General features: G+C 44.8%; 12 protein-coding genes. 10 read left to right on the top strand and 2 right to left on the bottom strand.

The window, feature by feature from the left end; genetic code table 11:
* Positions 1-199: 199 nt before the first annotated feature.
* The 6 genes from thrS to DWB64_RS05040 all read left to right on the top strand — a co-directional run bounded on the left by thrS (position 200) and on the right by DWB64_RS05040 (position 11,187).
* On the top strand, positions 200-2,149 hold the full coding sequence (thrS, locus tag DWB64_RS05065) for a threonine--tRNA ligase (RefSeq protein ID WP_129487113.1): 1,950 nt from the start codon (positions 200-202) through the stop codon (positions 2,147-2,149).
* A gap of 140 nt (positions 2,150-2,289) precedes the next feature.
* The gene (locus DWB64_RS05060; RefSeq protein WP_129487112.1) at positions 2,290-4,557 is read left to right on the top strand and encodes an ATP-dependent Clp protease ATP-binding subunit; all 2,268 of its coding nucleotides are present in this window, start codon (positions 2,290-2,292) and stop codon (positions 4,555-4,557) included.
* A 122-nt stretch (positions 4,558-4,679) separates the two neighbouring features.
* Positions 4,680-7,490: an EAL domain-containing protein gene (locus tag DWB64_RS05055; RefSeq protein ID WP_164980242.1), complete on the top strand. Its 2,811-nt coding sequence runs from the start codon at positions 4,680-4,682 to the stop codon at positions 7,488-7,490.
* A 10-nt stretch (positions 7,491-7,500) separates the two neighbouring features.
* A complete protein-coding gene (locus tag DWB64_RS05050; RefSeq protein ID WP_129487110.1) occupies positions 7,501-8,724 on the top strand; it encodes a MerR family transcriptional regulator in 1,224 nt (407 codons plus the stop codon).
* A 636-nt stretch (positions 8,725-9,360) separates the two neighbouring features.
* Entirely contained in the window at positions 9,361-10,779 is a 1,419-nt protein-coding gene (locus DWB64_RS05045; protein ID WP_164980241.1) for an amidohydrolase, read from the top strand.
* Positions 10,780-10,881: 102 nt separating this feature from the next.
* On the top strand, positions 10,882-11,187 hold the full coding sequence (locus DWB64_RS05040; protein WP_129487108.1) for a hypothetical protein: 306 nt from the start codon (positions 10,882-10,884) through the stop codon (positions 11,185-11,187).
* Between the two features lie 218 nt (positions 11,188-11,405).
* On the opposite strand, the gene DWB64_RS05035 is transcribed toward DWB64_RS05040, so the two are convergent.
* Positions 11,406-11,894, bottom strand: coding sequence for a transposase (locus DWB64_RS05035; protein ID WP_164980240.1), 489 nt, complete (start codon positions 11,892-11,894; stop codon positions 11,406-11,408).
* 281 nt (positions 11,895-12,175) lie between these two features.
* Between DWB64_RS05035 and DWB64_RS05030 the strand changes: the two genes are divergently transcribed.
* Positions 12,176-13,405: an MFS transporter gene (locus DWB64_RS05030; protein ID WP_129487106.1), complete on the top strand. Its 1,230-nt coding sequence runs from the start codon at positions 12,176-12,178 to the stop codon at positions 13,403-13,405.
* Between the two features lie 68 nt (positions 13,406-13,473).
* Here DWB64_RS05030 and msrA read toward each other — a convergent pair whose 3' ends face one another.
* Entirely contained in the window at positions 13,474-13,953 is a 480-nt protein-coding gene (gene msrA / locus DWB64_RS05025) for a peptide-methionine (S)-S-oxide reductase MsrA (RefSeq protein WP_129487105.1), read from the bottom strand.
* 173 nt (positions 13,954-14,126) lie between these two features.
* On the opposite strand from msrA, the gene DWB64_RS05020 reads away from it, so the two are divergent.
* The 3 genes from DWB64_RS05020 to DWB64_RS05010 all read left to right on the top strand — a co-directional run bounded on the left by DWB64_RS05020 (position 14,127) and on the right by DWB64_RS05010 (position 18,632).
* Positions 14,127-16,247 (top strand): UvrD-helicase domain-containing protein, encoded by a 2,121-nt coding sequence (locus tag DWB64_RS05020; RefSeq protein ID WP_129487104.1) that lies wholly within the window; start codon positions 14,127-14,129, stop codon positions 16,245-16,247.
* Positions 16,248-16,335: 88 nt separating this feature from the next.
* Positions 16,336-17,283 carry a tocopherol cyclase family protein gene (locus tag DWB64_RS05015; protein WP_129487103.1) on the top strand — a complete coding sequence of 316 codons (948 nt, stop codon included), beginning with the start codon at positions 16,336-16,338 and terminating at the stop codon, positions 17,281-17,283.
* 2 nt (positions 17,284-17,285) lie between these two features.
* Positions 17,286-18,632 (top strand): MATE family efflux transporter, encoded by a 1,347-nt coding sequence (locus tag DWB64_RS05010; RefSeq protein WP_129487102.1) that lies wholly within the window; start codon positions 17,286-17,288, stop codon positions 18,630-18,632.
* The last annotated feature ends 84 nt before the right edge of the window (positions 18,633-18,716 follow it).

Genomic DNA, 18,716 nt, shown 5'->3' with positions numbered 1-18,716 from the left:
GATGCCAAGGCTGTAAGCATCTTGCCGGACATTTAAGAAAACTAGCCCTGAGCTATGGCTGATTAGCAATTTTGTGAAAAGTCATCGGTGAGAGCCGTTATCTGTAATGAAGAGGTTTTATTAATTTGGGTGGAACCGCGAGCAAACACACTCGTCCCAACACGGGATGGGTGTTTTTTAATTTTTTGGAGGTGTGATCATGGCAATAAAACTAACGTTGAAAGATGGTTCAATCAGAGAACTCGAGTCGAGCATGTCTGTGTTCGAGGTTGCAAAATCAATCAGTGGACGACTTGCGAAAGAAGCAATGGCAGGTGTTGTGAATGGTGAAGTGGTGGATCTTCGTTTTGTGATAGACAAAGACTGCTCACTGGAGATATTAAAATTTGAAGACGAAGGCGGCAAGGATACCTTCAGACATACTTCCGCACATATTCTAGCGCAAGCGGTTAAAAGGTTGTACCCTAAAGCAAAACTTGCGATAGGACCGTCTATCGAAAGAGGATTCTACTATGATTTTGATGTGGAAACTCCGTTTAAACCTGAAGATCTAGAGAAGATCGAAAAGGAAATGAAGGCAATTGTAAAGGAAAAACTGTCTATCGAACGCTTTGAGCTTGCTAGAGCTGAAGCGATCGAATTTTGCAAAGAGCAAGGTGAAGACTATAAGGTGGAACTCATCGAAGACTTGCCTGTAGACGCCGTGATATCTTTTTATAAGCAGGGCGAATTCACTGACCTGTGCGCTGGACCGCATCTGTTAGGTACTGGCGATGTGAAGGGAATTAAACTTCTAAGTGCGACAGGAGCATACTGGAAGGGTGACGAAAGCAGAAAGATGCTACAACGTATCTACGGTGTTACATTCCCTAAACAAGGCTTACTTGAAGCCCATCTTGAAATGCTTGAAGAAGCAAAAAAGCGCGACCACAACAAAGTAGGTAGAGAACTTGAACTGTTCACTACAGTAGATGTGATCGGTCAAGGCTTGCCGCTCTTATTGCCAAAGGGCGCAAAAATCGTTCAGACGCTGCAACGCTTTGTAGAGGATGAAGAAGAGAGAAGGGGCTATGAGCTCACTAAAACTCCACTCATGGCCAAAGCGGACCTTTACAAAATATCAGGTCATTGGAACCTATACAGGGACGGAATGTTTGTGATTCCAGATGGCGAAGAGGAAGATGACGCTTTAGCGCTTCGTCCGATGACTTGTCCGTTCCAGTTTTACGTTTATAAGAACAAACAACGCAGCTACAGAGATCTTCCGATCAGATACGCCGAGACTTCGACTCTTTTCAGAAACGAATCCTCAGGTGAGATGCACGGTCTGATACGTGTTCGTCAGTTTACGATTTCTGAAGGTCACTTGATGGTGACTCCGGAGCAACTGGAATCCGAATTCAGAGGCGTTGTGGATCTAGTAAACTACATGATGGACACACTCGGTATCATCGAGGATGTTACCTATCAGTTTTCTAAATGGGATCCGAACAACAAGGGTAAATACGTCGGTGATCCAGAGCAGTGGGAAGCCACTCAGGATTCGATGCGCGTGATACTCGACCACCTGGAGCTTGACTACAAAGAAGTAGAAGGCGAAGCGGCGTTTTATGGTCCAAAACTTGATATTCAGTTCAAGAACGTTCACGGCAAGGAAGATACGATCATCACAGTGCAAATCGACTTTTCTCTTGCAGAACGATTTGATATGACTTACATCGACAAAGACGGCGAGAAAAAACGTCCGATCATCATTCATAGGACTTCAATCGGATGTTATGAAAGAACGCTTGCGATGCTTATTGAAAAATACGCCGGCAAGTTCCCAACATGGCTTGCGCCGATACAAGTAAAAGTTCTTCCTATTTCTGACAAGTATCAGGACTACGCCGACAAGGTATATGCTGAACTGAGAAATTCCGGCTTTAGGGTGGAACTTGACGACAGGGCAGAAAAAATCGGTTACAAAATCCGTGAAGCGCAACTTGAAAAGGTTCCTTATATGCTCATCGTAGGTGAGAAGGAAGCTGATGCGGGACTTGTTTCCGTAAGAAGCCGTACAGACGGCGACTTGGGTCAATTGTCACTTGCCGACTTCGCTTCAAAGGTGAAGGAAGAAGTGGATACAAGAGTTTTAAACTATCAATAATAAGAAGATGCGCCTTGTGCGCATCTTTTCTTCATTTTTTATTCATATTTACGTCATAATATGATGTTAGTCTTAGTTAAAGTAAAAACTGCTGTAACACTAGCTTAAACATAGACTAATCTAACATTGGAGTGATTCAGATGAAAAAATGTTCAATATGCAATAAGAATATTGCGATTATGTACACTACTAAAATTGAAAATGGAAAAAGCACCATGCAAGGCATCTGTATGGACTGCGCAAATAAAATGGGCATTCCCATTATGGATGAACTCATGAAACAAGTGGATTTTTCACCTGAGGACATGGAAAACATCTCAAAACAGATGCAAAAGTTCATGGAAGAACAAGATCCTGAACAAATGGAAGACAATCCTCTTTTCAATATGATCGGTATGAATCAGGACGAGGATTTTGAGGACGAGGACGAAGAAGAAGAGTTTGAAGTTGAGGTGAAGGACAAGGAAGTCAGTTCACAATCGAAGAAACGTAAGAAAAGAAAAAACTTGGATAAGTTCGGTGAAAACCTAAATGAAAAGGCAGCGGCTGGAGGGATTGACAGGGTTATCGGGCGTTCAAAAGAGATTGAGCGGGTCATGCATATCCTAAACAGACGCACAAAGAACAATCCGATACTGATAGGCGAGCCGGGTGTAGGTAAGACCGCGATCGCAGAGGGACTCGCGCTGAAAATCGCAGCTGGAAGTGTTCCAGAAAAGCTACTTGATGCAGAAATCTATCTTTTAGATCTTACTTCTATCGTAGCCGGTACGCAGTTTAGAGGTCAATTTGAAGGTAGGATGAAAGCAATCATCAAAGAAGCCCAGGAGACAGGAAACATCATCCTGGTGATCGACGAGGTGCACAACATCATGGGAGCCGGCGAAGTGCATGGCGGCGTGATGAATGCAGCGAACATCCTTAAGCCAGCTCTTGCAAAGGGTGAGATCCAAGTCATCGGTGCCACGACGATGGAAGAGTACAGAAAGCATATCGAGAAAGACGCGGCCCTTGAAAGAAGATTCCAACCAGTTGTGGTGGATGAGCCTACTGTCGAGGAAAGCATAGAAATACTTAAGGGCATCAAGTCCTACTATGCCGACTATCATAGAGTCGATATTTCAGACGAAGTCGTGGAGCAGGCGGTCATCATGTCAAACCGTTATGTCACCGACAGGTTCTTGCCCGACAAGGCAATCGATGTGATCGACGAGGCCGGAGCCATGGTCAACTTGAAAAATAGGGATATGAAAGAGCTTAAAGAACTGCAAAGCAGATTAAAAGAAGTGATAGAGCTCAAAGAGGAAGCCTCCATCCACGACCATTTTGAGGACGCGGCCAACTACAAAAGTGAAGAAGTGATACTTCAAGATAAAATAGAATCGCTTCGCGGCGTAGCCGAACACCACCTGTTGACCGTCTCGGATGTCGCCTATGTGATCGAGGCCTGGACAAAAATACCTGTCACTAAAATCACGGAGGAAGAGGCGAAAAAGCTACTTCATCTTGAAGAGCGACTTCACCATAGGGTGATTGGACAGAATACCGCGGTATCAGGACTTGCAAGAGCGATCAGAAGAAGTAGGGCGGGCTTTAAGAAGCGTAAGAAACCGGCATCGTTTATCTTCGTGGGACCTACAGGCGTGGGTAAGACAGAGCTTGCAAAGACCCTTGCTGAAGAACTGTTCGGTTCTGAAGAAGCGATGATTAGACTTGATATGAGTGAGTTCATGGAGAAACACACGGTTTCCAAATTGATTGGAGCTCCTCCTGGATATGTTGGATATGATCAAGGTGGACAACTGACTGAAAAAATCAGAAGAAGACCCTATTCTGTCATCCTGATGGATGAGATGGAAAAAGCGCATCCGGATGTGTTCAACATGCTGCTTCAAATCCTTGAAGACGGAAGGCTGACAGACAGCCAGGGCCGAACGGTCTTCTTCGAGAATGCTGTGATCATCATGACTTCAAATGCCGGAACCGCCCTGAAATCTTCTGGGATCGGTTTTTCGAATAATGAAAAAGAGCGAAGAGATGAAAAACTCAAAGATGCCCTTAAAGATTACTTTAGACCTGAGTTCTTAAACAGGGTGGATGAGATTGTTGTCTTTGATCATCTGAAAAAAGAAGAAGTTAGACAAATCGTTGATTTGCAGCTATCCGAGGTTTACAGAGATGCAAGTGAGAAAGGCATTCAAATTGTTGTCGATGAGGCGACAAAAGACTACTTGGCCGAAAAAGGGTACGACCACCAATATGGGGCGAGACCACTTAGAAGACAGATCCAAAGAATGATAGAAGATGAAATCGCCGAACTCTACCTTCGAGGTCTTGTGCCCGAAGAAGCGCAGTTAAGCGTCACATTTGATCCTCAAGCAGTCAAATTGCTTTTCGCAGTTAAATAAAATATGGAAGAAACCGCCACCGGATAGGTATTTATACCTATTCTGTGACGGTTCTTTTTTTATATTGGTTATCAACTGTCTCTTAGGTTATAATGGTACTACAAGACAATGGATGGTGGCATATGAAATTTTTTAGCATAAGAAAAAAAATAGAATTCAGTTTAGTCGCACTTGTACTAGTCGTTTTCATTATCATGGGTTTGCAGACCTACTGGTTTACAAAAAACGAACTTGAGACTCGTTATTTGAATGAAATGAATGAAATCATGGATGCTGCCAATTACTTGCTAGAAGATATTATCAGTGATTCGAGCAATGCGATCAATGTAGTAGAAGCGCAATTTAAAGATAGTTTTCTTTCTAAAGATGGGTTGTCGGCAGGTAAGATAGATGAGCAGCTAAAAGTAATAAAACTCGGTGTGGTTGAAGCGACGACGCTTTATTTTGGTACCGAAAAAGGCGACTTTTACCTTGAGCCTAAGCGTTTTGTAGAAGAAGGTTATGATCCAAGGCTGAGAGACTGGTATCTGCTTGCTAAAAAGAATCCGTCTGTCATCGAGTGGACACAACCCTATGTCGATATGGGCACAGAATCGCTAGTAATCAGTGGCTCGAAATACATTAGCATCGGATCCTTTTCAGGAGTAATCGGCATTGATGTGCTACTTGAAAATATCGAAACGACCATCAATAACATCAATATCGGAGATAGCGGAGAAATCATGCTGGTGAATGGTTCGGATACGATTATCGTCGGCAAGGAATTCCCCCTTGTTTCGATGAAAGTTGGCGAACTGGCACCGGGGCTTGCAGACCTAGCTGATGGTGATCGTCTTGACGATGGAACCTACACCTATTTTAAAAGAAATATCGAGGATTCGACAAATTACTTCCTAGGAAGAGTACTTAACAGCGAAATTCAGAAAAGCGCCTCGAAGCTGCTGAACTATTCGCTGATTTTGGGACTTGTCGTCATTGTGCTGGCTATCGTCATTGCAGGCAGGATAGCGGGTCATTTGACCAAGCCGATTTTCCAACTTGCAGAAACGATGAAAACAACCGTGAATGGAGATTATCGTGTCCGCTGCGAGGTGAGCAACAACGACGAGGTCGGATTGCTTGTTGACGGATTCAATGAGATGATAGGCAACATACATGAGAAGAACGAAGAAATGACCGCGCTTTATGAAGAGCTGTACGCCTCAGAAGAGGCACTGAAAGAGCAATACGACGAGCTCTTTTTCAATAGGGAAATGATCAAAGAGAGTGAGGCGCTCTATAAACAGATATTCGACGCTTCAAAAGAAGGTCTTTGGATTCTTAACAAGGATGTCACGATGGAGTTTGTCACAAAAGACTGGTACAGGCAGTTTGAGATCGACCTTGAAAGCTCAACCCTTAACGAATGGAAGCTTCTCATCCATCCTGAGGACAAGGAACTGGTGGATGAAACCGTAGGGGCCCATATCTTGAACAACACAGAGCAGTACATGTGTGAGTTCAGAGTGCTTAACAGAAGTGGAGAGTATCGATGGGTGCAGGGGGTAGGAAAAGCGAGCTTTGATGAGGAAGGAAATTGGATCCGCATTGTGGGATCGCATGTTGACATCACAAAGCGCAAGGAAAGTGCCCAGCATATAAAAAATCTGGCCTACAGGGACGCGCTTACAGGTCTTGGCAACCGAGTCACACTGCACGAAGTATTGACAAGTGAATTTGATAGCGGTAGTGAGGGCGCGATCTTTTATATCGATATCGACAATTTCAAATACATCAACGATACCTATGGACATACACTTGGTGATGTCGTCTTGATAGAACTGGCGGACAGACTTAGAAGTCTGGCTGTGAATGACTTGCAGATCGCTCGAATAAGCGGCGATGAGTTTGTCGTGGTCTTAAAAGGAATCACCGAGCGTAGGGCGCTGATCGATCAGGTCAAAGAGCTTCTTCGGGTTATCACAGAACAAGTGGTCATCGAAGATAGAATTTTGAAAGTCAGCGCAAGCATAGGAATAACCATTTATCCGAGTGACGCCAAGGATCTGACAAGCCTGCTTAGAAACGCCGATTTGGCGATGTATTCCGCCAAGGAACGTACCGATAGGGATTTCATCTTCTATGATGAGACCATCAAATCCGAAATGCTAGAGCGTATCCATATGGAAAACTACCTGAAAAGCGCCCTGGATTATGACGAGATCTTTGTCGTATTCCAGCCTATCGTCTCGGTACCTGATCAGACGATTGTGGGCTTTGAATCCCTTATCCGGTGGAGACATCCTGAAATCGGTCTCATATCGCCGGTTCAGTTCATTCCGATCGCTGAGAAAACAGGACTGATCAACACTATCGGACTGTATGTCCTAGAGTCGTCCATCAAGCAGATCAAAAAAATAAACAGCGGGAGCGAAGTGAAAAGGCATATTTCTGTAAACATATCGGTAGTGCAGCTTCTTAACAATCAGTTTGTGGAAAAGGTCGTCAATCTATTGAAGACCTATGATCTACCTGCGCAGGAGCTGACGCTAGAAGTTACCGAATCGCTCGCCCTTGAACACGATTCACAGATTATTGAAAAACTTGTGACCTTAAGGGAGTTGGGAATCGGAATTTCACTGGATGATTTTGGCAGCGGATACTCCTCGATCAACAACCTTCTCAATTTACCGATCACCACCTTGAAAGTGGATAGGAACCTAGTGCAAAAGACGAACGGTCAGCATGTGAACGCGCTTGTAGAGGCGGTCGTTTCCTATTGTCACCAGACAGGTATTTATGTAGTTGCAGAAGGTGTGGAGGATAGCATGCAGCTAAATGCGATGATAAAGCTAGGCTGCGACAACATTCAGGGCTACTATTATTCAAAACCGATAGAAATTAGTGATATACAAAGAACTTTAGAGAATTGGCCTCATGAGCCGATAGCATAGGAGGAAACTTATGCGCATAGGGGAATTTGCTACAGAGGTCGGAACAAGCATCGATACGGTCAGGCATTATATGGATCTTGGGCTGATTGTGCCCGAGAGGCAAGGCACATATTTTTATTTTGACGAGCGATGTAAAAAAGATTATGCAAAAGTAATTGAAATGAAGGATATGGGATTTTCGTTAATAGAAATCCGAAACATACTGCTTATCATCAGATTCTCAAAAATGGCTACCGGGATGGAGCTTCAGCATTACCAAAGTTTTTTTGAGAACAAAAGGGATGAGCTTGTTAAAAAGAGAGAAGAGTTAGACGAGATGATCGGCCAGCTGGACAGCAAGGTGGAGACCTTGAAGTCCGCTAAAGTTAAAAAGAGCCATGTCATCGGATTTGGACTAGATTTTCTGTCCATCCTAAGCTGTCCTGTTTGTTCCTCGGACTTGATGCTCAGCCAAGCCAATATTGAGAACAACACCATACAGACGGGCACCCTTTCTTGTAAATGCGGACATCAAATCCACATCGATCAGGGGATACTTGTCAATCGGGAATCCATGAAGTCGATCTTTGAATCGGACGAGTCGTATTTTATCAGATATGTGAAGCAAAACAGCGCGGTCTACCTAGACAACATCTATAAATCGATGGAATGGGGATATCGTCATATAGAACTTGAAAAAATCGAAGGAAAGACCGTGGTGGAATTAGGTGTCGGCAACGGCCTCTTCTTAAGCCATATCATCAAAGCGCTTCCTGAAAGCACAAGGTATATCGCAGTCGATTATGATTTTAGCAGACTTAAATACCTGAAGAAGATGCTTGAGCGGGTGGATTACAAGGCCAAGGTGAATTTCATTTGCGCCGATTTTAGAAGAATTCCGCTTAAGGATAAGACGTTCGATTTCATTGTCGATTTTCACGGATCCAGTAGCTATCACTTTAAGAACACCTCTTTTCTACATGAACGCTTGAAGCATTATTATGCCGACGATTGCGGGATTATGGCGGTATTCATGTGCTTTGATAAGTTTAAGAAGAATTCGAAGGTCGCAGAGGAATCAAAGTACCTGTTCAATCGGGATGAAATAAAAAAAGGCCTAAAGAACCTAGGTTTTGAAATGCAGATGGATAACTTCATCGGATATCAGGATGAATCGACGGATAAGGACGACCTGTTCGAGATCACCAATCGGATCATCAACTATGGTTTTTACGGACAGCGAAGAAAAAAATAGCAAAAATGAAAAAAAGCATGTGTTCTGATGAACGCATGCTTTTTAATGTGTGGATTAATATTTAAAATCATAGGGGGGGGAATTTTAAATATTATCTATAAACCAATGACGATTTTCTCGAAAGCCATTTGGCTTACAGCACCGTCGATGTATGTGTCTCTTTCGCGTTGAGCTTTAGCTCTTTGTAAATAAGTAGCAATAGTCTTTTTCATAAGTCTGCTCCTTTCGTAGTCGCTGAACTTAAAATTACATGTTGAACAATCTTGAAGATTCAGCGATTTTTGCTTGAACGATTTCGAATTGTACCAATCTGTTTTGGTTTCTGTCTGAGTTAGTGAAAAGTTTAAATAGTTTCATGTTCTAAGCTCCTTTCGCTTAAGTGTTTATGTTTTGTTCTTTAACTTGATTTAAGTATAGACTATCGGGACGTCACAACTACAATAGTGGAATACAGTTTTTTTTCATTAAAATCAGGTTAAGTGTAGGGTCTTCACTTAGGAAAACGTTATTTGATAATGGGTATCATTAAAAGAAGATTAAGTGTTGGGTATACCCCATACTATCACATTTGCACTAAAACCCGCTGTAAGTGTGATATAATCTATGTTACAGGAAAAAGAACGCAGGAGGATAAAAATGAAAGCACTGGATTTGTCTTTGAATGAAACACAAAAAAATAGTTTAAAAAAAGTTTTGGTACCCGGATTTCAAGACTCGCATATGCATCTTATCGAGTATGGAAAGTTCTTAAGTCAGGTTGATCTGAGAGCGGTGAAGAGCATTTCTGAGATGATCGGTCTATTGAAACCTGACGCAGAGCTTGAGAAAGTGGAATCCTTTGGATGGAACCAGGAAAACTTTGTGGAAAAGCGGTATCCCAATCGATACGATCTGGACAAGATAGCAGATGACAGACCTGTCCTACTGTCCAGAATCTGCGGTCATGTGACGGTTGTGAACAGCTATGTGGTCGAAGCGCTGGCTATGGAGGGAGTTCCCGCAGTGGACGGTGGATCGATCGATGTCGATAGCGATGGCAATCCAACCGGTATATTCAGAGAGAAAGCAAGGGATCTTCTCAAAGAAAAAGGCTATTATGACGCGACACCCGACGATCTTAAAAAATATATACTTACAGCCCAAGAGGACCTTCTGAAGAAGGGAGTCACCACCGTTCATTCGGACGATCTTGCCAGTTTTCCGAACTTATCCTGGAAAGTGGTCGTAAAAGCATTTGAAGACCTGATGGAAAGCGGGCAACTGATCCTAAAAGTGGTGGAGCAGGCAAACGTAAGCGATGCGAAAGAACTGAGGGATACTGTTTCAAGGTTAAGGGGAAAGCGCTTTGAAATAGGCAGCATCAAGCGCTTTACGGACGGGTCGCTAGGGGCTAGGACAGCCCATCTCAGGGAGCCCTACAACGATGCTCAGCAAGAGTTTGGAATTCAGCTGCAATCGGATGAGCAACTAATAAAAGAGATGGAGACAGCCTATAAAGCAGGTATACCCTTATCTATCCATGCCATAGGAGATAGGGCCATCGAACGTGTGCTTTCCTGTTTTGAAGCCCTCAGCGCACCTAAAGAGTATTATGGAAAGTCCGGCATCATACACTGTCAGATCACATCACAAGATCTACTTGTCAGAATGAAAGCGCTTGGACTTAGGGCGTATGTTCAACCGATTTTCCTGCATGAAGATGCGAAGATAGTCTATGACAGGCTGGGTGAGAATCGTGCGTGCGAAGCCTATGTATGGCGCACCATGCACGAGATGGGAATACCGCTGTTTATGGGTTCAGACGCACCCATCGATACACCGGATGTCATCAAAGGGCTCTACTGTGCAGTCGAAAGAAAAACCTTGGACCAGCAGCCGATAAGCTTTTTAAAAGGAGAATCGCTCACGATAGACCAGGCTCTGGAAGGCTATGTCAGGGACAAGGACTCACAAGACGACTGGGTACTGCTTGATATGCCACTGGCGGACTGTTTGAAGACGCCCCATGAAAACCATGTGGTCAATGTATGGGTAAACGGAGAATGGGTGTTGTAAAAAGTTTACATTCGTGGGCTTTATTTTATGTTTAAATCCATGTGACAAGTGTATATATGTAGTACCTTCATGTGGAGATTATAACGAAAAGGAAGTGAATGTATGAGTTTTAATCAATCAAGATCAAACCACAAATCCGTACACGACAAATCAAGAGGTATGTTTAGGGAAGCATCAAGGCAACGCTACAATTTAGAGAAAAAAGACAAGGAACACGAGATGACGCATCACAAAGAGGTAATTGAAAAACTTCTGAATGAGCGTTATGAATGGATTGAGGACTTGCATGAAGGCGATCACTATCTAGTGAGACTTCATCAAAATAACACAAAAGACACCGTAGAAATACCCTTCTACTATGAGACAAATTATACTGAACTGAAATCTATCTGGCAAAAGGAAGAATAGAAGCTGATTGTAGATAGTGTTCAAAATACAAGAACCATCAAGCTAAGATAAATCCGCTTGATGGTTTTTTTATACAGCGGGCAGAGATAAGGCCAGCTCCTATAAATGCAATGGGCAGACACAAGGCCAGCCCCTACAAATGCAAAGCGCAGACATAAAACCCGCCTCAACGAATGTACGGGTAGGCCTTGTGTCTACCCTCTCTTCACCCATCCCGCCTAATAAAACTCATCCTCTTCCCACCGATAGGGATTCCTTACTATATAATCGCGCTTCAATAAGTATTCCTTTTCATTTCGAATAACGTGTTCATAATAGTTACGATGCCAAATTCTCTTGTCAAAGGGTTCAAGTTTTCCAGATTTGACGGCTTTGATTATTTGTATGGTCGAATTGGATTTGAAGGAACATATGAAGTCACTCAATGTAGATTGAGATAGTGATTCATCGTGAATTTGAAGAATAAAATGAAGGTGATTTGGCATAATGGCATAATGATGTATTTCAGAAGACTTAAATGACTGCTGGGTCATCAAAAGGCTGTTTTCAATGATATGACCAAACTCTGTCAAACTCACTGCGTTCTCCTTTATTTCACTAAGCGTTCTTTTCATTTTATAAGTGCAAATAGTAATAAAGTAGACGCCTGCTTGATAATTAAAATGTTTTAATCGAATTGACTTTCGATTGGGGAGCTTAATTTCCATCATGTATCTCCTTTTTAATTAGCATAGCAAATTGAAGAGGAGATTTATAGAGAATTGGAGGTGTAGTCTGCAGCTTGCAGACTGTTGGGGAGAGAGGGCAGACACAAGGCCAGCCCCTACAAATGCAAAGGGCAGACATAAACCCGCCTCAACGAATATACGGGTAGGCCTTGTGTCTACCCCCTCTCAAGCCTCTAAAAGGGAAAGTGTTAAAATTTGACTTGACCTTCCCATAGTGGTAAGCTGTATGCTATTACATAGATAAAACTGGGGGTATTAAGATGAAACTAAAACAGGATTTAAAGGACTATTTTAGTCTTCCTTGGCGGGCGTATGTGATCTTGGGGTCTACGATCATCAATCGTATGGGTGGTTTTGTAGGTCCGTTCTTGGCACTTATTCTGTCATCCAAAATGGGACTGAGTAATGCGACCATTGGCTTTGTGGTAGCGATCAACTCCATAGCAAGCATTATCGGCACACTGATCGGCGGTCGGATTATCGATAAGTTCGGCAGTAGAAACACCCGTGTCATTTTTCATGGCCTGCACGGTCTGATGTACCTTCTTTGCGTGCCGCTTGGCGCGAGTCTGGCAGTAATTCCACTTTTGACTTTGGCATCTTTCTTCACTGGTATTCAAGCGCCTACAGGGTCGACGCTTATCATGGCAAACACCAAACCCGAGGAACGCAAGTCGGCGTTCTCGCTGAACTATATCGCAATCAACGTCGGATTTTCCATTGGTCCGCTGATCGCCGTCTTATTGTACGAGAACCACTTAAACCTACTCTTTATCGGTGATGCCTTGTCGTCGTTTGTTTCAGTACTTATGATTGCTGTGCTGATTCCTGGAAATGATGTTCCAAAAGAAGAAAAATCAAAACAGACTCAAAAGGAACTATCGACGATCGCACTCCTGATTAAGAATCCGAACATCATAATCGTAGTAGGGGTAATCATGCTCTACTTTGTAGCCTTCTCGCAGTTTAGCTTTGGAGTTCCCATCACTGCAAAAAATGTATTTGGAGAGATTAAGGGACCAGAAGTCTACGGAGTGCTGGCATCGATCAATGGTGTGCTCTGTATGGTGCTGACGCCATTTGTCAGCATACTTGTTAAGCCTTTGAAAGTAAGTACGATCATAGCCCTGAACGGTCTTCTATACGCCATCGGATTTGGCATGTATGCCTTTATCGGTTCGGTTCCTCTATTTGTAGCGGCGACCGTCATCTGGACTGTAGGAGAAATTCTTGGAGCGACAAACATGGACGTGTACATCGCTGAAAACGCACCACCTTCACATAGGGGAAGGGTGTCAGCCTTAGCGCCGGTTGCCAGAAGGACAGGTTTTGTAGTCGGTCCGGCGCTGGCAGGCTTAGTCAGCACGGCTTTTGGACTGACTGCCATGTGGATGGTCGTCATCACCTTCGCGCTTACCGGGAGCTTCTTGATGTTTAAGAGCAAGTCGATGGGAGTGAAAGAAAGTGTTGAGGTTGAAAGAGTAGGGTAGACATAAAGCCTACCCGCCCTATAAACGAAAAAACCTCCGCTTAAAAACGGAGGTTTTACTTTTGTATCCTAATACAAGCTTAAATCGATATGGCAGTAGCCGTTTGGATTCTTCTCAAGATAATTCTGGTGGTAGTCTTCCGCAGTGTAATAAAGCCCTAGCGGTTCGACTTCGGTTACTATCTTACGCTCGTATTTTTTCTGTTCTTCTTCAAGGGACTGCTCGATGACTTCGAGGTCGCCCTTGTCTATATAATAGATGCCCGTCCTGTACTGGTGTCCGATATCGGGTCCCTGTCTGTTTTCGACGGTCGGGTCGACAACGATCCAAAAGCGCATGAGTACCTCTGCAAGGCTTATGACAGCGGGGTTAAAGGTGACTTTGACCACTTCGGCGTGTCCTGTGCCGCTTGTCTTTACCTGTTCGTAAGTCGGGTTTTCGATGATTCCGTTCGCATAACCCACTTCTGTGCTTATGATTCCTTCATATTTTTTTAGGTAGGCTTCAAGCCCCCAAAAACAACCACCTGCTAATACAATCGATTTCATAGGTTATCCTCCATTGGTTTCTTTTTTTCAGCGTACTACAAAAAAGGCGTGTTCGCCAGCCTAATTTTATCGGTTTGTAACAGAACAGTTACAAGTTTCTTATTGCCTTGATTTATGGGGACGGTTTGGTACAATATATACCTTGTTGAAAGTTGACAAATAAGGAGGGTACTATGCATCCAGAATTCAGACTTGAAGTGGCGCATTTAGATCACACGAAAAAGCATTTGGCCGCAGCGACAGCCGAAACCGAGAGTGACAAAGAAAAGAGCCAAACCAGAGTCGAAAAGCTCCAGAAACAGAGCAGCGGTTATGACGACGAGTTGCAGGTGGCAATGAACGTACACCGCGGTATTTCTGAGTACTACGACAACCTGATCCGCGCAAAGGAGAAGCCTTACTTCGGTAGGGTCGACTTTAAACGCGACGACGAAAAAACGACAAATCCCTATTACATCGGAAAAGTCGGCATTATGAACGAAGAAACCGGTCAGCCCTTTATCGTGGACTGGCGCGCTCCTGTGGCATCCCTTTATTACGGGGGCGAACTGGGAGAAGTGATGTTCACAGCACCTGAGGGTGTGGTGTTTGGAGACATGCCGCTTAAAAGGCAGTATCAGATTGAAGACAGCGAGCTTGTGAACGTCTTTGACAAGAACATCGCTCCTGTGGACGAGTTTTTAAACCTTGAACTGGGCAAATCGAAGGACAACAGGCTAACAGACATCGTGTCGACCATCCAGAGCGAGCAGAACGCGATCATCAGGCACCCAAAAGACAAGTTTGTGGTGGTGCAAGGGGTTGCGGGGTCCGGTAAGACGACCATCGTGCTGCATAGGATGGCCTACCTCTTATACAACCATCAGGATACGCTAAAGCCTGAGCAGATACTCATGATCATGCCCAACCAGCTCTTCCTTGATTATGTGTCCGATGTGCTGCCGGATCTTGGAGTACATCATATCGAACAGAAGACCTTCAACCAGCTTGCCCTGCTGCTGCAGGACAAGGTCGGCATCATACCGGACCGCTTTATCGAGGATTTCTTTGAAAGCCAGAACGGACACCAGCATATGCAGGCGATTTCTAGCCTGAAATCAGAAGCCTTCCGGTCCCATCTCGACAGCATGGTCAAACAGGAGGAAGCTCATTTTGAACTCGTCATCGAAGCGGTCGCGACGACCTTCAAACTGAATCCCGATGACTACAAGAAGGTCTACCTACAGGATTACAAATACCTGCCTGTCTATAAACGTCTTCCCAAAGTGACTGCCATGCTCGACAAGGCGCTAAAGGAAAGATGGGCAAGATATGAATCCTATCACAAGGACAAACTGTTAAAATCGGTCAAATCCTTTGAAGAGGAGGCAATCGAGCGAAGGGAAACCTTTGACACCTATAACGCCAAAATGGCCAGCGACAAGGCTAAGCTGACTGAAAAAATTAAAAACGCGAAAGCCATGCTCAAACCAAGAACGGTGATCGACCTCTTTGCTAAGGCGGTTGCGGACTACGGCACTGTCGAATCGGAACTGTTGATCAATAGTAAGAAAAAACAGGTGAACGAAGTCGTGATAGGTCAGTACCTGTATATGCACGAGCAACTTTTAGGACTAAACGACGAGCAGCACTATGCGCACATCGTGGTGGACGAGGCACAGGACTTCAACATCTTCCAGTACCACATACTTAAAAAGCTGAACCGGGCGAACATCTTCACCATCGTAGGCGACCTGAACCAGGGCATAAGAAGCTACCGCGGAATCGACAAGTGGTCGGACATCGCGCCAATGGCTCCAAAGCACAAAAGGACCTATGACGAGATCGTGACCTGCTACCGGTCGACAAAGCAAATCGTGAGTGCTGCGAATACGTGTCTGGACCAGCTCGAACACGTGCCTGTGTATCCAAAACCGGTCATCCGGGAAGGCAGCGAACCCGTCTATATTAAAGGGTCCACCAAAGAGGACGTTAAAGAACAGGTCATCGCTTATGCGAACCGTTTCAAAACGGCACACTCAGTGGCGATCCTAACCCCCGATAGCAAGTGGGCAAACGAGCTGAAGCCGGTTATCGAAGAGGCGATAGGTCAAAGCATCCACCTGATCGACGACCAGACAAAGCATTATGAGGGCGGTTATTCGATCATGCCCATCTATGAAGCGAAGGGGCTTGAGTTCGATGCGGTCATCCTGATCGACTTAAAGCATGAAAATCCGACAGAACTGCACCACAAGATGAAATACGTCGCAATGACCAGAGCCCTACACGAGCTGGTGGTCATCGAGATCTGAAGTGTGTGAAGAAAACACGTCTACTTAGGCGTGTTTTTTGTTACAATGAAGTTAACGTACCGCTCGTGACATAGCGTTGGAGGGCAAGATGAAACTATATAAACCACATGTGTTCCAAGGAAACTTTAAAAAGACGACCTACTTTGAAGGTTGGTATTATAAACTGGTCGATCCGTCGATCGGACTAAGCCTTTGCCTGATTGCCGGGGTCGCCATAGACGGCGATCCGCACGGTTTTATCCAGTATGCGGACAGCATCACAGGAACCAGCGGATATGCTAGATACACTCTGGAAGAGCTCGACTTTTCACAGCAGTCCCTGGTCTTGCAGATAGGCAAGCACACGCTGACTGACAGGCATATCGACCTGCATGCCGATGACAAGATTCCCTATGACATCGACGTATCTATCTCAAACCATGTCAGCTACCCTGTGAGCATCACACACCCTGGAATCATGGGTCCCTTCAGGTTTGCGCCCTTTATGGAATGCTACCACGGCGTGCACCTTATCACGAGTTCTGTAGAGGGCACAGTCACCATAGAAGGCGAAACCCACAAGCTCGAAAATGCGAAGCTGTATCTCGAAAAGGATTGGGGCAAGAGCTTTCCACGTGAATGGATATGGTTGGAAGCCGGTGCTTTTGAAGAGGAAAATGTGCATCTGATGTTTTCTGTTGCGAACATTCCCTGGATAGGCAAGGCCTTCAACGGCCACCTGGGTTATGTATGGCTGGGAGAGACTCGAATCGGTCTGGGAACCTATAGGAATTCGCATTACTCACTTGAAGAGGACGACGACAAGATCATCCTAGCAGTCGCAAAAGGGAAATACCATATCGTCATCACCGCCCAGCAGCGGACGCCGATCGACCTTGTCGCACCGAGCCTAGGAAACATGACTAGAAAAATGAAAGAAGACCTCAACGGTCTTGTCAGTCTTGAGGTATACAAAGACAGCGAGCTCGTTTACAAGGGCACATCGGAATATGCAGGCATCGAACGCTGCGGCGACATCGACCGTTTAAAGGGGTAACCATGAAACGTTTTTTCAAATCGGACTTTATCAAGCTTTTTAAACTGTCGACGCCGATCATGATCGGCATGCTGATGCAGTCATTGTTTTCAATGGTCGACTTATACTTTGTAGCAAAACTAGGAACAGAAGAAGCCGCCGCAGCATCCCTTGGTGGATCTGCGTTTTGGACGATGATCTCAATCACGGTGCTTGTCACATCGGCGACGATGGCGATCATCGCTAGGGCCAAAGGCGCTGAGGACACGCAAACGATCAAGGCCTTCGGCAGCCTTACCAGCATCCTGTCGGTCATTTTAGGACTAGGACTGGGACTTGTGCTTAAAACCTATCAGACCGGCATCATCACTTTCTTATACAATCCGAACCCTGTCACGCTCAACCTGATCAGCGCGTATCTGAATGTGCTTTTTGGGGGATATGTGGTCTTCTTTGTCAGCTCGAACGGCAGAAGTATCGTTCAGGCTCTTGGAGATACCATGACACCGTTGATTGTCTTTGGGGGTGCCAATGTACTCAACATGGTACTTGACCCGCTCTTGATCTTCACCTTTGATATGGGGATCATGGGCGCCGCTCTTGCAACGGTCATCGCCAATCTGATCGCCTGCATCGTCATTTACTCGATCATTATCAAGCGGCTATACGGCGGAAAAATCAGCGAATTTTTAACCAGTGCCACCTTTAAGGTAAAGGCGCTTTACGATATCTTCAAAATAGGATCATGGGATCTGCTTCAAGCCGTCGCAAGACCCATCACAGGCATGATGATGTTCAGAATGGTGCTCAATATCGGTGGACCACCGGCAACAGCCGCGTTTGGAATAGGCGGACAGCTGTTCAACTACACCTTCATCATCCTTGTGGGCTTATCCATGTCGATCAGCATCATGACAGGGCAATCCCTTGGAAAAGGCGACGCCGATGCGGTGAAGAGGCTGATGAAAGAATCGTTTTTAGTTGCAGGCATCAACATGCTGCTCTTTGCCATCCCCTACCTACTGCTTGCAGAAGGCATCTTCAGGTTTTTCAGAAACGATCCCGGTATCATCTTAAACGGAGTCACCTACCTGAGGTGGGTATACCCTGGAGTGATTTTTGTCATCTTCCCGATGATCTTCGGAGGCATCTTCAAAGGCGCAGGAGCCACAAGAGAACCCATGGTCGCAAGCATGGTCGCAAATGTCGCGCTCAAACTGCCACTAGCCTACATACTGGCCTATAAAACCCCCATGGGCATAAGCGGCATCTGGCTCGCAATCAGCCTATCCGTAGTCATAGAAGCCCTAATCATCAGCCTATACTTCAAAAAAGGCCGCTGGCAACAAATCAAAGCCTACACCACATAGAAAAAACTCGCGTAGTCTCTGCGCCTTGTGCCATCCCCCTAAACGAATTTGCTTTAAAAATCATAGAGGTTTTGTCTTGTACGG

Origin of the sequence: Fusibacter sp. A1, assembly GCF_004125825.1 — a bacterium.
In the GTDB taxonomy this organism is placed as follows: Bacteria; Bacillota; Clostridia; order Peptostreptococcales; family Acidaminobacteraceae; genus QQWI01.
Note: the sequence above shows the minus strand (reverse complement) of the source record. Positions and strands in the feature narration are given on the sequence as shown.

Excerpts from the sequence above, each read along its gene's own strand:
- DWB64_RS05060 (WP_129487112.1), top strand. The coding sequence starts at position 2,290 with ATGAAAAAATGTTCAATATGCAATAAGAATATTGCGATTATGTACACT.
- DWB64_RS05010 (WP_129487102.1), top strand. The coding sequence starts at position 17,286 with ATGAAACGTTTTTTCAAATCGGACTTTATCAAGCTTTTTAAACTGTCG.
- DWB64_RS05050 (WP_129487110.1), top strand. The coding sequence starts at position 7,501 with ATGCGCATAGGGGAATTTGCTACAGAGGTCGGAACAAGCATCGATACG.
- DWB64_RS05030 (WP_129487106.1), top strand. The coding sequence starts at position 12,176 with ATGAAACTAAAACAGGATTTAAAGGACTATTTTAGTCTTCCTTGGCGG.
- msrA (WP_129487105.1), bottom strand. The coding sequence starts at position 13,953 with ATGAAATCGATTGTATTAGCAGGTGGTTGTTTTTGGGGGCTTGAAGCC.
- DWB64_RS05040 (WP_129487108.1), top strand. The coding sequence starts at position 10,882 with ATGAGTTTTAATCAATCAAGATCAAACCACAAATCCGTACACGACAAA.
- DWB64_RS05020 (WP_129487104.1), top strand. The coding sequence starts at position 14,127 with ATGCATCCAGAATTCAGACTTGAAGTGGCGCATTTAGATCACACGAAA.
- thrS (WP_129487113.1), top strand. The coding sequence starts at position 200 with ATGGCAATAAAACTAACGTTGAAAGATGGTTCAATCAGAGAACTCGAG.
- DWB64_RS05035 (WP_164980240.1), bottom strand. The coding sequence starts at position 11,894 with ATGGAAATTAAGCTCCCCAATCGAAAGTCAATTCGATTAAAACATTTT.
- DWB64_RS05045 (WP_164980241.1), top strand. The coding sequence starts at position 9,361 with ATGAAAGCACTGGATTTGTCTTTGAATGAAACACAAAAAAATAGTTTA.
- DWB64_RS05055 (WP_164980242.1), top strand. The coding sequence starts at position 4,680 with ATGAAATTTTTTAGCATAAGAAAAAAAATAGAATTCAGTTTAGTCGCA.
- DWB64_RS05015 (WP_129487103.1), top strand. The coding sequence starts at position 16,336 with ATGAAACTATATAAACCACATGTGTTCCAAGGAAACTTTAAAAAGACG.